Source organism: Streptomyces sp. CB02056 (assembly GCF_001905545.1).
Lineage (GTDB): Bacteria > Actinomycetota > Actinomycetes > Streptomycetales > Streptomycetaceae > Kitasatospora.
The window spans coordinates 179,999-193,446 of sequence record NZ_LIPD01000008.1 but is presented as its reverse complement, the minus strand read 5'-3'; the positions used below and the strand labels follow the sequence as shown (position 1 = coordinate 193,446).

General features: G+C 73.9%; 11 protein-coding genes. 8 read left to right on the top strand and 3 right to left on the bottom strand.

The annotated features are described in order from the left end of the window. The first annotated feature begins 32 nt into the window (after positions 1–32). Complete coding sequence (locus AMK13_RS23085; protein ID WP_074003946.1) at positions 33–1,031, top strand: LysR family transcriptional regulator; 999 nt, start codon at positions 33–35, stop codon at positions 1,029–1,031. A 99-nt stretch (positions 1,032–1,130) separates the two neighbouring features. Here the strand turns inward: AMK13_RS23085 and AMK13_RS23080 are convergent, their stop codons facing one another. Further along, positions 1,131–1,457, bottom strand: coding sequence for a WhiB family transcriptional regulator (locus AMK13_RS23080; RefSeq protein WP_049654358.1), 327 nt, complete (start codon positions 1,455–1,457; stop codon positions 1,131–1,133). A 563-nt stretch (positions 1,458–2,020) separates the two neighbouring features. Here AMK13_RS23080 and AMK13_RS23075 point away from each other — a divergent pair. The 4 genes from AMK13_RS23075 to AMK13_RS23060 all read left to right on the top strand — a co-directional run bounded on the left by AMK13_RS23075 (position 2,021) and on the right by AMK13_RS23060 (position 6,753). Further along, positions 2,021–2,632 (top strand): response regulator transcription factor, encoded by a 612-nt coding sequence (locus AMK13_RS23075; protein WP_014136228.1) that lies wholly within the window; start codon positions 2,021–2,023, stop codon positions 2,630–2,632. 335 nt (positions 2,633–2,967) lie between these two features. Continuing rightward, positions 2,968–3,684 (top strand): RNA polymerase sigma factor ShbA, encoded by a 717-nt coding sequence (shbA, locus tag AMK13_RS23070; protein ID WP_074003945.1) that lies wholly within the window; start codon positions 2,968–2,970, stop codon positions 3,682–3,684. Positions 3,685–3,962: 278 nt separating this feature from the next. Continuing rightward, positions 3,963–5,465 (top strand): IMP dehydrogenase, encoded by a 1,503-nt coding sequence (gene guaB, locus AMK13_RS23065; RefSeq protein WP_074003944.1) that lies wholly within the window; start codon positions 3,963–3,965, stop codon positions 5,463–5,465. A gap of 160 nt (positions 5,466–5,625) precedes the next feature. Next, positions 5,626–6,753, top strand: coding sequence for a GuaB3 family IMP dehydrogenase-related protein (locus AMK13_RS23060; RefSeq protein WP_049654353.1), 1,128 nt, complete (start codon positions 5,626–5,628; stop codon positions 6,751–6,753). Between the two features lie 108 nt (positions 6,754–6,861). Here AMK13_RS23060 and AMK13_RS23055 read toward each other — a convergent pair whose 3' ends face one another. Beyond that, a complete protein-coding gene (locus tag AMK13_RS23055; RefSeq protein WP_074003943.1) occupies positions 6,862–7,425 on the bottom strand; it encodes a hypothetical protein in 564 nt (187 codons plus the stop codon). A gap of 252 nt (positions 7,426–7,677) precedes the next feature. Here AMK13_RS23055 and AMK13_RS45085 point away from each other — a divergent pair, with 252 nt between their 5' ends. Continuing rightward, positions 7,678–9,669: a serine/threonine-protein kinase gene (locus AMK13_RS45085; protein ID WP_074003942.1), complete on the top strand. Its 1,992-nt coding sequence runs from the start codon at positions 7,678–7,680 to the stop codon at positions 9,667–9,669. An 11-nt stretch (positions 9,670–9,680) separates the two neighbouring features. On the opposite strand, the gene AMK13_RS45080 is transcribed toward AMK13_RS45085, so the two are convergent. Further along, positions 9,681–10,214: an SHOCT domain-containing protein gene (locus tag AMK13_RS45080; RefSeq protein WP_074003941.1), complete on the bottom strand. Its 534-nt coding sequence runs from the start codon at positions 10,212–10,214 to the stop codon at positions 9,681–9,683. A gap of 116 nt (positions 10,215–10,330) precedes the next feature. Here AMK13_RS45080 and AMK13_RS23040 point away from each other — a divergent pair, with 116 nt between their 5' ends. Then, positions 10,331–11,461: a protein kinase domain-containing protein gene (locus tag AMK13_RS23040; protein WP_079272376.1), complete on the top strand. Its 1,131-nt coding sequence runs from the start codon at positions 10,331–10,333 to the stop codon at positions 11,459–11,461. Positions 11,462–11,622: 161 nt separating this feature from the next. Beyond that, positions 11,623–13,410 carry a serine/threonine-protein kinase gene (locus AMK13_RS23035; protein ID WP_074003939.1) on the top strand — a complete coding sequence of 596 codons (1,788 nt, stop codon included), beginning with the start codon at positions 11,623–11,625 and terminating at the stop codon, positions 13,408–13,410. Positions 13,411–13,448: the final 38 nt, after the last annotated feature.

Genomic DNA, 13,448 nt, shown 5'->3' with positions numbered 1-13,448 from the left:
GCAGAATGCAAAGATTGCCTTATAACTAAGGCATGATCGAGGCCCGCCATCTGCGCGTTCTGCGTGCCGTCGCCCGCACCGGCTCCTTCTCCGCCGCCGCCCGCGAGCTGGGGTGTACGCAGCCCGCCATCAGTCAGCAGATGAAGGCCCTGGAGAAGTCGGTGGACACCCCGCTGGTGGTCCGCTCGGGCCGCGGGATGCAGCTCAGCGAGGCCGGCCGGGTCCTGCTCAAGCATGCCACCGGAATCCTGGCCGGGCTCTCCGCCGCCGAGGAGGAGGTGGCCGCGATCGCCGGGCTGCGGGCCGGACGGGTGCGGCTGGTCTCCTTCCCGACCGCGAGCTCCACCCTGGTGCCGCCCGCGGTCGCCCGCCTGCGGGACAGCCATCCGGGGGTGCGCGTGTCGCTGGTCGAGGCCGAGCCGCCGGAGTCGCTGGCGATGCTGCGCGGCGGCGAGTGCGAGATCGCGCTGGCCTTCCGCTACCCGCAGTCCGACGGCGCCGTCGCGCTTCCGGCGCCCGCCCACGGCACGCCGCGCGAGGCCCGGGCCGAGGCCAACCTGGAGGCGCAGCAGCTGACCGCCGGGACCGACTGGTCCGACCTGGTGGTCACCCCGCTGCTGGACGACCCGCTGGTGGGCGTGCTGCCGGCCGGCCATCCGCTGGCCGGGCGGGGCGGGGCGGTGGGGCTGGCCGAGCTGGCGGAGGAGCAGTGGATCGCCGGCTGCCCGCAGTGCCGGGGGCACCTGGTGGAGCTGTGCACCGGGGCGGGCTTCGAGCCGCGGATCGACTTCGCGACGGACGACTACCCGGCGGTGGTCGGCCTGGTGGCGGCCGGTCTCGGGGTGGCGGTGCTGCCCCGGCTGGCGCTGCGGTCGGTGCGTCCTGACGGCGTGTCGACGGTGCCGGTGCGGACGGCCTCCGGGGCGCCCGCGGTGCGCCAGGTGGTCGCGCTGACCCTCCCGGACCTGGCCGAGGTGCCGGCCGTGGCGCTGATGCTGGAGCGGCTGGCGGGGGCGGCCGCCGACCGCTGACGGTGGGTGACGGGGCTGCCAGGGTCCGGTACGTACGGTGAGCCAGAAGACTGAAGCGCCGCGAAGAAACGTTTCTTCACGGCGCTCAAGGAGACGGGTCTACCGCTGGGCGACCGCCGGCGGGGCCAGCGGAACCTCGACCAGTCGGTGCCGCGAGCGCCCCAGCATCTCCTCGCGTTCGTCCTCCGTCATCCCGCCCCACACGCCGTACGGCTCGCGGACCGCCAGCGCGTGCGCCGCGCACTCGGCGATCACCGGGCAGCGCATGCAGACCTCCTTGGCGCTGGCCTCGCGCGAACTGCGCGCCGCCCCGCGCTCGCCCTCGGGGTGGAAGAAGAGCGAGCTGTCCACGCCACGGCAGGCTGCGGAGAGCTGCCAGTCCCAGAGGTCCGCGTTGGGACCGGGGAGGCGGGAGAAATCTGCCATGGCTCATTCCCTTCAGAGGCTGTCGGCCGTCGGCCGGGCGTTCGGCGGGGCTGCTGCCGAGCGGTGCGGCGGGGCTTCGATGCACTGGTGTGGACACCTGGAAATATGACTTAAGGCAACTCCATGGACAAGTCACCCACACACTGGCACAACAGTCAATGACCATACGAAAGCTATAAAAACGGGCATAGTGGGCAAGGGGCTCCAGCGGGCGCGGACGTGGCAATCGGGTGGTCGACGGGCGCGCGGGGTGCCGAATCGATGTGCGGGTCGTACGCCGACCGCGCGCGAGCTGCGCAAAAGAGCGGCGTGTGCACCGCGATGCGGCTGATCGGTAATGGGTTGGCCACGTACAGTGGTGGAGATGGCCCCGAAGGCCGTAACTCATTCGAGTGACGGTCGTTGGAAGTGCGGAGGCGGTTAGCGGGCGCCGGACGTCGGGAACGATCGCGGGCAGGTTGGGGCGATCACCGCGGAGTCCGTCGCCGATCGGCCGTGTCGTAGAGGTTCGTACCAGCCAGGAGGCTCAACGTGACGCGGATCAGCTGCGGAGGACGACGGTCATGACTTCCGTTCTCGTTTGCGACGATTCCCCGCTCGCCCGCGAGGCGCTTCGCCGCGCGGTCGCGACCGTACCCGGTGTGGACCGGGTCACCACCGCGACGAACGGGGAGGAGGTCCTCCGCCGCTGGGTGGCCGACCGCTCCGATCTCGTTCTGATGGACGTCCGGATGCCCGGCCTCGGCGGGGTCGAGACGGTCCGGCGGCTGCTGTCCGCCGACCCGGGCGCGCGGATCATCATGCTCACCGTCGCCGAGGACCTCGACGGGGTCGCGCTCGCGGTGGCCGCGGGCGCCCGCGGGTACCTGCACAAGGACGCCTCGCGCGCCGAGCTGCGGGCCACCGTCACCCAGGCCCTCGCCGACCCGACCTGGCGGCTCGCCCCCCGCCGGCTGCGCAGCCCCGACATGGGCGCGGCGCCCACCCTGACGGCGCGTGAGATCCAGGTGCTGGAGGGCATGAGCCACGGCCGCAGCAACGCCGAGATCGGCCGCGAGCTGTTCCTCTCCGAGGACACCGTGAAGACCCACGCCCGACGGCTGTTCAAGAAGCTCGGGGCCTCCGACCGGGCGCACGCGGTGGCGCTGGGCTTCCGCTGGGGCCTGGTCCGCTGACCACCGGCGGCGCCGCCGGTTGCGGCGTGCCGCCGGAGGTTCCCGGAGCGGGCGCCGCACGGGCGTGTGACGTTACGGTCCCGAGGTTGCACCATGGAGGAGTGGAGCACCTCGGGGACCAGCGGACAGGCACTGCGGCGAACCACGCAGCCGCAGGACACTCGGCGGACGGCGCGACGGACGGGACCGCCGACGGCGGCGGGGCGGGAGGCGGCACGGTGCAGGAGGGGCCGGTGGTGCGCGGGACGCCGGACGGTGCCGCAGCGCATAACGTTCCGGTGCACAACTCCGGACGCGGTGCCGCGTTTTCCCGCTCGACCAGGCACCATGGACCGATGCGCGACGACGTCGCCGGTGCGACCGGCCAGGCGGACCCGGTGGAGGCCGAGCCCTCCGGTCCGGGCCACGGTCCGTCGTACGCCGAACCCGGCGGTTCCGCCGGTGGGACCGGGCCGGGCCGCCGGCCGGTGCTCGGCACGGGCGGCTCGCCGCTGGTGGGCGAACTGGTCGCGGCCGCGGTGCGCGGCGAGAACCCGGCGATCGACGCGCTGCTCGCCTACGTCCACCCGCTGGCGCTGCGGTACTGCCGCGCCAAGCTGGTCCGGCTGCCCGGCGGGGCCCGCCACCACGTGGACGACGTCGCCCAGGAGGTCTGCGTGGCGGTGCTCTGCGCACTGCCCCGGTACAAGGACCAGGGGCGCCCGTTCGAGGCCTTCGTGTACGGGATCGCCGCGCACAAGATCGCCGATCTCCAGCGGGCCGCGATGCGCGGGCCCGGCTCGACCGTCGTGCCGCAGGACGACCTGCCGGAGGTGCCGGACGAGGCGCTCGGCCCGGAGGAGCAGGCGCTGCTGAGCAGCGACGCGGCCTGGGCGAAGGAGCTGCTCTCCAACCTGCCGGCCCGTCAGCGCGAGCTGGTGCTGCTGCGGGTGGCCGCCGGGCTGTCGGCGGAGGAGACCGGCGAGGTGCTCGGGATGTCACCGGGTGCCGTCCGGGTGGCCCAGCACCGGGCGCTCAGCCGGCTGCGGGCGCTCGCGGAGGAGTCCTCCTGACCACTCCTCCCGTTGCGTGCCGTTTCCGCCGGTTGCGGGCGGAATGATCCACGGGGCGGGGTTGTTGTCAAGGGCACACGAGGACACATTCGCGGTGCCAGTACCATGGGGTATCGGCGCCTGGGCGGGTTGCCAAAGTTTGACGGGTGCGCGCGGGGTCCCCTTGGAGGATCCTCCTATTCGTACCCGGCTTCGGCGGTCTGCGCGAGTGAGCGATGAATGCGCCCCCACCCTCAGGGCGTGAGCGGATTAGGCCGGCCACGGAAGGTACCCCCCAAATGTCTTACAACGCCGCAGGCGTACCCGAGAAGTTCGCCATGCTCGGGCTCACGTACGACGACGTCCTGCTGCTGCCCGGGGCCTCCGAGGTGCTGCCGAACCAGGTGGACACCTCCTCCCGGGTCTCCCGGAACGTGCGCGTCAACATCCCGCTGCTGTCCGCGGCGATGGACAAGGTCACCGAGTCGCGCATGGCCATCGCGATGGCCCGCCAGGGCGGCGTCGGCGTGCTGCACCGCAACCTCTCGGTCGAGGACCAGGCCAACCAGGTCGACCTGGTGAAGCGGTCCGAGTCCGGCATGGTCACCGACCCGATCACGGTCGGCCCGGAGACCACCCTGGGCGAGGCCGACGCGCTGTGCGCCAAGTTCCGCATCTCCGGCGTGCCGATCGCCGACGAGGCGGGCAAGCTGCTCGGCATCGTCACCAACCGCGACATGGCCTTCGAGTCGGACCGCACCCGCCAGGTCCGCGAGATCATGACCCCGATGCCGCTGATCACCGGCAAGGTCGGCATCTCCGGCGTGGACGCGATGGCCCTGCTGCGCCGCCACAAGATCGAGAAGCTGCCGCTGGTCGACGACGAGGGCCGGATCAAGGGCCTGATCACCGTCAAGGACTTCGTCAAGGCCGAGCAGTACCCGAACGCCGCCAAGGACGCCGAGGGCCGGCTGCTGGTCGGCGCCGCCGTCGGTGCCAGCGCCGAGGCGTTCGACCGGGCCCAGGCCCTGGTCGAGGCCGGTGCGGACTTCCTGGTGGTGGACACCTCGCACGGCCACAGCCACAACGCGCTGGCCTGGATCGCGAAGATCAAGTCGGCCGTCGGGATCGACGTGGTCGGCGGCAACGTGGCCACCCGGGACGGCGCCCAGGCGCTGATCGACGCCGGCGTGGACGGCGTCAAGGTCGGCGTCGGCCCCGGCTCCATCTGCACCACCCGCGTCGTCGCCGGCATCGGCGTCCCGCAGGTCACCGCCATCTACGAGGCCGCCCAGGCCTGCCTGGCGGCCGGCGTGCCGGTCATCGGCGACGGCGGCCTGCAGTACTCGGGCGACATCGGCAAGGCGCTGGCCGCCGGCGCCGACACCGTGATGCTCGGCTCGCTGCTGGCCGGCTGCGAGGAGTCCCCGGGCGAGCTGATGTTCATCAACGGCAAGCAGTTCAAGTCCTACCGCGGCATGGGCTCGCTGGGCGCCATGCAGTCCCGCGGCCAGGGCCGCTCGTACTCCAAGGACCGCTACTTCCAGGCCGAGGTGGCCTCGGACGACAAGCTCGTCCCCGAGGGCATCGAGGGCCAGGTGCCCTACCGCGGCCCGCTGTCGGCCGTGCTGCACCAGCTGGTCGGCGGTCTGCGCCAGACCATGGGCTACGTCGGCGCCGGCACCGTCGCCGAGATGGAGAGCAAGGGCCGCTTCGTCCGGATCACCTCGGCGGGCCTCAAGGAGAGCCACCCGCACGACATCCAGATGACCGTCGAGGCGCCGAACTACTCGGCCCGCTGAGCCACCGGCCACCGAGGGGCCCGCTGCCGCACCGCGGCGGCGGGCCCCTGCCGGTGCGCCCGGGCGCGGGCCGTCGGGGCGGGACCAGCGGCAGTACGGGATACTGGGGGGCGGCCGGGGTGACCCGGCGGGCATGAGCAACAAAGCAGAAGGGCTCGAAGTGACTGAGATCGAGATCGGGCGAGGCAAGCGCGGCCGACGGGCGTACGCCTTCGACGACATCGCCGTCGTCCCCAGCCGCCGGACCCGGGACCCGAAGGAGGTCTCGATCGCCTGGCAGATCGACGCCTACCGCTTCGAGCTGCCGTTCCTGGCCGCCCCGATGGACAGCGTGGTCTCGCCGCAGCAGGCCATCCAGATCGGCCGCCTCGGCGGTCTGGGCGTGCTGAACCTCGAAGGCCTGTGGACCCGCTACGAGGACCCGCAGCCGCTGCTGGACGAGATCGCCGCGATCACCGACGAGTCCACCGCGACCCGTCGGCTCCAGGAGATCTACGCCGCGCCGATCCGCGCCGAGCTGATCAAGCAGCGGATCCAGGAGGTCCGCGACTCCGGCGTGGTCACCGCCGCCGCGCTCTCGCCGCAGCGCACCGCCGAGTTCTCCAAGGCCGTGGTGGACGCCGGCGTCGACGTCTTCGTCATCCGCGGCACCACCGTCTCGGCCGAGCACGTCTCCAGCGCCGCCGAGCCGCTCAACCTCAAGCAGTTCATCTACGAGCTGGACGTCCCGGTGATCGTCGGCGGCTGCGCCACGTACACCGCGGCCCTGCACCTGATGCGGACCGGTGCCGCCGGTGTGCTGGTCGGCTTCGGCGGCGGCGCCGCCCACACCACGCGGAACGTCCTGGGCATCCAGGTGCCGATGGCCACCGCCGTGGCCGACGTGGCGGCCGCCCGTCGCGACTACATGGACGAGTCCGGTGGCCGCTACGTGCACGTCATCGCGGACGGCGGCGTCGGCTACAGCGGGGACATCCCGAAGGCCGTGGCCTGCGGCGCGGACGCGGTCATGATCGGCGCCGCGCTGGCGCGGGCGACGGACGCCCCGGGCAAGGGGATCCACTGGGGGATGGAGGCCGTCCACGAGGAGCTGCCGCGCGGCAAGCGCGTGGACCTCGGGACCGTCGGTACCACCGAGGAGATCCTGACCGGGCCCTCGCACACGCCGGACGGGACCATGAACCTGTTCGGCGCGCTGCGTCGGGCGATGGCCACCACGGGCTACACGGAGCTCAAGGAGTTCCAGCGGGTCGAGGTCACCGTCAACCCGGCGCTCGACCACCGCTGAGTCCTGACCTGACCTGATCGAGGGGCCCCTGCCGGGTGACGGCGGGGGCCTTCTCCTTTTCCCGGTGCGGGAGGCGGGTGCGGTGCGGGGAGGGGACGGGGCGGGCGGTCAACTCCGCGTGGCGCTGCGGCGGGTGAGGAGGAAGCCGCCGATGAGGGCGATGGCGTAGAAGGCGGCGTCGAGGGGGCGGAGGTCGGCGCGCCAGGCGGTGACGGTGTCGTGCAGCAGGCCGCCGGGGGCCGGGCCGTCGGCGTGGACGCGGCGGAGGTGCTCGATCAGCTGGCCGAGGAGCAGGGCGCCGGCGGAGAGGAGGGCGCCGAGCGGGGGGAGTAAGCGGCCCTGGCCGCCGAGCCGGCCGAGCGGGAGGGCGACCAGGCCGGCCGGGGCGATGGCCAGCCAGCCGAGGCTGTCGGCGGCGCGCAGCGGGGCGCTGCCGTAGGCGAGGCCGCCGAGGAGCATGGCGAGCAGGGCGAGGGAGACGGCCAGGGCGGTGCGGTGCCGGGGGGCGGTCCTGGGCGTGGGTTCGACGGGGTCGAAGCCGGCCACGGGGGCGCCGGGCATGCCGGGGGCGACGTAGCCCTCGGGGGAGACGGGGGGTGGTGCGACCGAGTAGTGCTGGGCGGTGTGCGGCCGGATCGATGGGCCGTCAGTGCCCGGTGCGGGTGCGGTCATGGGCGTCGAATCCCCCCGGAATACGATGAGCTGCCGAACGGTAGCAGTGGTCCGGACAGATCTTGGCGAGTTTTCGATCACAGATCGGGCACGGAGCGCCGCCTCCGTTCCGGTTCGTACCGGCTCGATGCGGGGGCCGGGTGGTCGCGGGCCCTCCGGACAGGAGATGATGGAGGCTTGGGCGTCCGGGCCCCAGGTCGGGCCGACGCGCCGTCACCACGACCGCCAGCAGCACATGGGGGAACGTTCCGAATGACCCAGGCGCAGGGTTCCACCGGCCGCCTCCTGGCCGGCCGCTACCGCCTGAACGGCGTGCTCGGGCGCGGCGGCATGGGCACCGTCTGGCGCGCCGAGGACGAGATGCTGGGCCGGACCGTCGCGGTCAAGGAACTGCGGATGAACGCCAGCGTCGACGAGGAGGAGAAGCACCGGCTGATCACCCGGACGCTGCGCGAGGCCAAGGCGACCGCGCGGATCCGGCACAGTTCGGCGGTGACGGTCTTCGACGTGGTCGACGAGGACGACCGGCCGTGGATCGTCATGGAGCTGGTCGAGTCCCGCTCGCTGGCCGACGTGGTCCGGGAGGACGGGCCGCTGGCCCCCGCCCGGGCGGCGGAGATCGCGCTCGACGTGCTGGGCGTGCTCAGCGCGGCGCACGCGCTCGGCATCCTGCACCGGGACGTCAAGCCGTCCAACGTGCTGATCGGCGAGGACGGCCGGGTCGTGCTCACCGACTTCGGCATCGCCAGCGTGGAGGGCGACGCCTCCGTCACCTCGACCGGGATGCTCGTCGGCGCGCCCTCGTACATCTCCCCGGAGCGGGCCCGTGGGCAGAAGCCCGGGCCGCCGGCCGACCTGTGGTCGCTGGGCGGCACGCTGTACGCGATGGTCGAGGGCCGGCCGCCCTACGACCGGGGCTCGGCGCTGGCCACGCTGACCGCGGTGATGACCGAGGACCTGATCGCGCCGGTGAACGCCGGACCGCTGCAGCCGGTGATCGAGGGGCTGCTGGCGAAGGACCCGGCCGAGCGGCTGGACGCCTCGCAGACCCGGTCGATGCTCAAGCGGGTGGTCGCGGAGGCGACCGCGCGGGCCGAGTCCACCACCGAGCACGCGGTGCCGCTGGAGAAGCCGGCCGAGGAGCCGGAGCCGAAGGCGTCGAAGGCGTCGGGGCTGTCGAAGGCGGCGGGGCCGGCGGAGGCGTCGAACGCCGCGGAGCCGTCCGAGCCGTCGGCGTCGACCGCGGCGGAGTCCGCGGAGCCCTCGGAGTCTTCGCCGAAGGAGCCGGAGCAGACCGGGAGCGGCCGCAAGCGGTCGGTGGGCGGGCTGCTGGGGACGGTCCGGGTCGGGAGTCGGGCCCAGGACGCGGAGCCCGCCGGGACGCCGTCCGAGGAGCCGGGCGCGGAGCCGATCCGGCCGGTGACCAGCGAGTGGACGATGGGCGCGACCCAGGCGGCCGGGGCCGATCCGCGTACCGGCCGGCGACGGCTGGCCATCGCCACCGTGATCGTGGTGCTGCTGCTGATCGCGGGAGTGGTGGCGGTCGTCCGGATGGTCGGCACCGACGACGGCGGCGCGAACGGCGCGGCCTCGCAGAGCGCGGTCGCCACCTCGCCGGGGGCGACCGGTACCGAGCCGGTGCCGACGTCGGCACCGACGGGCGAACCCGCGCCCGCCCCGGCGCCCGCCCAGCCGACCGGCGACCCGGCCGCGGCGCCGGACGCGCCCGCGCAGTCCGCCGGTGCGCCGGCGGCTCCCGTCCAGCCCCCGGCGGCACCGGCGCAGCCCGCGCCGGGTGCCGTGCCGGCCGGGTACCACGAGTACAAGGACCCGAGCGGCTTCTCCGTCGTGCTGCCGGACGGTCTGCAGCCGACCGGGTCGGACGCCAACCGGCGGATCTTCAAGAACGCGGCCGACGGCAGCCAGCTGCGGATCGAGTGGACCACGTCGCCCGGGGCGAGCGCGGTCGCGGACTGGCAGGAGTCGGAGCCGAACGTCCGCGGTCAGGTCAGCAACTACCAGCGGCTCAACCTGGCGGCGATCACCTACCGGCAGTGGACCAACGCGGCGGACTGGGAGTGGACCAACGGCACGCCCAGGATGCACTCGCTCAACCGCGGCTTCGTGACCGGGACCCCGCCCAAGTACGGGTACTCGATCTACTGGATAGTCCCGGACGCGGAGTGGGCCGCCCAGGCCCCGCTCCGGGACGTCGTCTTCAACAGCTTCCAGCCCGCGCCGTAGGGCGGCGGGTCCTAACCGATCAGGCGCTGCTTGGCGCGGGTGAACTCGTCCTCGGTGAGCGCACCGGAGGCGCGCAGGGCGGCCAGTCGTTCCAGCTGGCCGATGAGCTGCTCGCCGGCGGACGCCTCGACCGGGGTGGCGGCGGGCCCGGCCTTCGGGGCGTTCCGGGCGGCCCGGGCGGAGGCCCGGAGCTGCTCGGCGAAGAACTCGGCCTTGGCCACGTCCTCGAAGCGGTGCGAGCCGCTGAGCGCCACCACCAGGAGCACTTCGCCGTTGAGCTTGGTGCGGGTCACGGTGACGTCGGTGACGGCGGCGAGCGGAACCGGGACCGGCGGCTTCCCGTCCTTCAGGAAGAGCAGCCGATGGGTGGTCAGCACGAGCACTCCCTTGCGGAAGTGGTCGGGGTGGCGCCCGGCGGTGGAGGCGACCGGCTTCTCGCCGTCGATGACGGTCGCCTCGACGGCGCGGACGGCCTCGGCCTGGTTGGCTTTGCTGCTGTTCCCGGATGCCTCGAAGGCGGTGTCGATCAGATCGGTCCAGTCCATGGGATCGAGCCTAGGGCCTGTCGTCGGACTCCCGTCGTTCGCCCGGAGGCGAGGGAGTTCGACGGCAGGCCCTGGGAGCCGCTCAGTAGGCTGCTCGGTGAGTGAGAGGAACTGGCATGCGAGGCGGCCCCGGTCAGTTGCTGGCGGGGCGGTACCGGCTGACGGACCGCCCCGAACCCTTGCGCGCCCAGGCGGTGGACGAGCGGACCGGTGAATCGGTGCTGCTGGGCGCCCTGGAGCTGCCGGGGGTGCTGACGGCGGGCCAGGATCCGGAGGCGGCCGCCGCGGCGCAGGCGGACCGGATGGTGCGCCGGGTGGCGGCGGTCGGTTCGACCGCGCCGGTCGCGCATCCGCGGCTGCTGCGCGGGGTCGGCGCGTTCGTCGAGGGCGAGCTGCTGTGGACGGTGGAGGAGCGGCCGGTCGGGCGGACGGTGGCCGAGCTGCTCGCCGAAGGGCCGCTGCCGCCGTACCGGGCGGCCGAGTTGGCGGCGGACCTGGCCGGGGCGCTGCGGGCGCTGCACGCGGCCGGGCTGACCCACGGCGCGCTGACCGCGGAGGCGGTGCTGGTCTGCGAGGACGGCGCGGCGATGCTCGGCGGGCTGCTCGCCGGGGTGGCCGAGGAGGCGCTGGCCGAGGAGCTCGGCGGGCCGGGCGGGCGGCGCCGGTACGAGGTGCGGGCGACCCTGGTCGGCCCGGTGGCGGAGCGTTGGCCGCTGGACGGCGGCCCGGCGGGCGACTGCTGGGCGCTCGGGGTGCTGGTGCACCGGCTGGTCACCGGCCGTTCGCCGTACCCGGAGCGGGACGTGCCGGAGCTGGTGACGGCCGTACGGGACGGGCGGCGGGAGCCCTCGGTGGTGTGCGGGCCGCTCGCGCCGCTGGTGGAGCGGCTGTTGCAGCCCGATCCGGTGCTGCGGCCGACGGCGGAGGCGGTGCGCGAGGAGCTGGCGGGGCTGCTGGCGGGGGCGCCGGAGCCGGTCGACGGGGAGGCGGAGGAGCGGAGCCGGGCCGCAGGGGGGCCGGTGCCGGTGCCGGAGACGCCGGCGGTGCCGCGCGGGCGCGGCGGGAGGGCCGTCGGCTCCAGGGCCGGGAGGAGTGCCCGAAAGGGCCGGAACGGTGGGGACTTGGGGGCAGGGAGCGGGGCGAAGCCGCCCCGGATACCCCCCTCCCTGTGGGGCCCGCTGCTGGTGGGCGGAGTGTTCGTGCTGCTGGTGCTGGGAATCGTCGCGGTGGTGCTGTTCGCAGGCTGACGGCCCGCCCGGATTCCGTTCCACCGGTCCGGGGGGTGGGCGTGATTACCGGGGGCGGCAAGGTGCGCCTAATGTGTGCGTGGGATTTGTTCGAACAGTGGTCTGCACCAGGCCCTCCGTCGCGGTGACGGCAGGCGGAATGTGTGGGGGAGCGGGCGCAGATGGGCGTGCAGGACCGGCCGGAGGCGGCCGAGGCGGAGCGTTTGCTGGCCGGGCGGTACGAGCTCGGCGAGCGGCTCGGCCGGGGCGGCATGGGCACCGTCTGGCGGGCCTGGGACCGGATGCTCGACCGGGAGGTCGCGGTCAAGGAGCTGACCGTCAACCACCTGCCCGAGGAGGACCTGCAGATCCTGCACACCCGGATGAAGCGCGAGGCCAGCGCGGCCGCGCGGATCAAGCACCCCGGTGTGATCACCGTGCACGACGTGCTGGAGCAGGACGGCCGGCCGTGGATCGTGATGGAGCTGGTCGACGGCCGCTCGCTGGCCGACGTGATCAGCCAGGACGGCACCCTGCAGCCGCGCGCCGCCGCCGAGGTCGGCAGCCAGGTGCTGGCTGCGCTGCACCGCGGCCACCAGCTGGGCGTGCTGCACCGGGACGTGAAGCCGGCCAACGTGCTGCTGGAGCGCGGCACCGGGCGGGTGGTGCTGCTGGACTTCGGCATCGCGAAGTACGAGGGCTCGACCGAGCTGACCCGGCCGGGCGACCTGGTCGGCTCGCCGGACTACCTGGCGCCGGAGCGCGCCCAGGGCGAGCGGCCCGGTCCCGCCTCCGACCTGTGGGGCCTCGGGGCGACGCTGTACGCGGCGGTCGAGGGCCAGTCGCCGTTCCGGCGGGACTCGCCGATCACCACGCTCGCCGCGGTGGTCGACGAGCCGCTGCCGGAGTCGCGGCGGGCCGGGCCGCTGGGGCCGGTGCTGGCCGCGCTGATGGCGAAGGACCCGGCCGAGCGGCCCACCGCGGACGAGGCGGCCGCGATGCTGGCCGAGGTGCGGGCCGGGCACACGATGGGCCTGAAGTCGGTTCCGTCGGTGCGTACGCCCACCCGGTCGGTGCCGGTGGTGGACCGCACCGAGGGCCCGGTGGCCGTGGCGGAGCCGGCCGAGGGCTCCGAGGAGCCGACCGAGCCGAAGGCCTCCGGGGCCGCCGTCCCCGCCGCGCCGGCCGTCCCTGCCGTCAGCGCCGTCCCCGCCGCGCCCGCCGTTCTCGCCGAACCGGACACCGCCGGGGGCGCGCAGGACGCTGCCCGGGCGCACACCGGTCCCGTCGCGCCGGTGCCGCACTCCATTGCGCCGGAGCGGGGACCGGCCAAGCGCCGCAACCTGCTGAAGATCGTCGGCATAGCGGTGGCCGTCGGCCTGCTGGCCGCCGCGGGCACCTTCCTGGTCACCCGGCACGTGGTCGGCGGCGACACCCCCGACGACCCGACGCCGACCGCCGCCGAGTCCACCGGACCGGAGCCCACCAGCGACGCCACCCCCGCGGCGGCGCCGCCCAGCGGCTACCACTGGGTCGACGACCCGGCCGGCTTCCGCTTCCCGCTGCCGAACGGCACCCCGTCCTGGCAGCGGATCAGCGCCGGGGACAACCAGATCTACTACAGCCCCGACGGCAAGGTGCACTACCTCCAGTTCGCCGTCACGGTCGGCCAGTCGGTCAAGCCGCTGGAGCACATGCGGCAGATGGAGGCCACCGTCGCCAAGTCGCTCAAGGACTACAAGCAGCACCGGATGGCCGGCACGGCGGTGAAGGGCCAGGAGGCGGCGGTCTGGGAGTTCAGCTACCTGGCCAAGGAGGGCGGCCGCCGGCGCGCGATCGAGACCGAGTTCATCAGCCAGGACGGCACCAGCTACGCGATCTACTCGTCCAGCCCGGACCGGGGCAACGAGTGGAACGAGGCCGAGCAGCGCTTCTACGCGGTGCTCAACAACTTCGCCCCGAGCCGCTGACCGGGTCGGGCGGGGGCGCCCGCTTTCGCCCGACTGCG

Coding starts and splice junctions, on each gene's coding strand:
- AMK13_RS23085 (WP_074003946.1), top strand. CDS start 33: ATGATCGAGGCCCGCCATCTGCGCGTTCTGCGTGCCGTCGCCCGCACC.
- AMK13_RS23080 (WP_049654358.1), bottom strand. CDS start 1,457: ATGGCAGATTTCTCCCGCCTCCCCGGTCCCAACGCGGACCTCTGGGAC.
- AMK13_RS23075 (WP_014136228.1), top strand. CDS start 2,021: ATGACTTCCGTTCTCGTTTGCGACGATTCCCCGCTCGCCCGCGAGGCG.
- shbA (WP_074003945.1), top strand. CDS start 2,968: ATGCGCGACGACGTCGCCGGTGCGACCGGCCAGGCGGACCCGGTGGAG.
- guaB (WP_074003944.1), top strand. CDS start 3,963: ATGTCTTACAACGCCGCAGGCGTACCCGAGAAGTTCGCCATGCTCGGG.
- AMK13_RS23055 (WP_074003943.1), bottom strand. CDS start 7,425: ATGACCGCACCCGCACCGGGCACTGACGGCCCATCGATCCGGCCGCAC.
- AMK13_RS45085 (WP_074003942.1), top strand. CDS start 7,678: ATGACCCAGGCGCAGGGTTCCACCGGCCGCCTCCTGGCCGGCCGCTAC.
- AMK13_RS45080 (WP_074003941.1), bottom strand. CDS start 10,214: ATGGACTGGACCGATCTGATCGACACCGCCTTCGAGGCATCCGGGAAC.
- AMK13_RS23040 (WP_079272376.1), top strand. CDS start 10,331: ATGCGAGGCGGCCCCGGTCAGTTGCTGGCGGGGCGGTACCGGCTGACG.
- AMK13_RS23035 (WP_074003939.1), top strand. CDS start 11,623: ATGGGCGTGCAGGACCGGCCGGAGGCGGCCGAGGCGGAGCGTTTGCTG.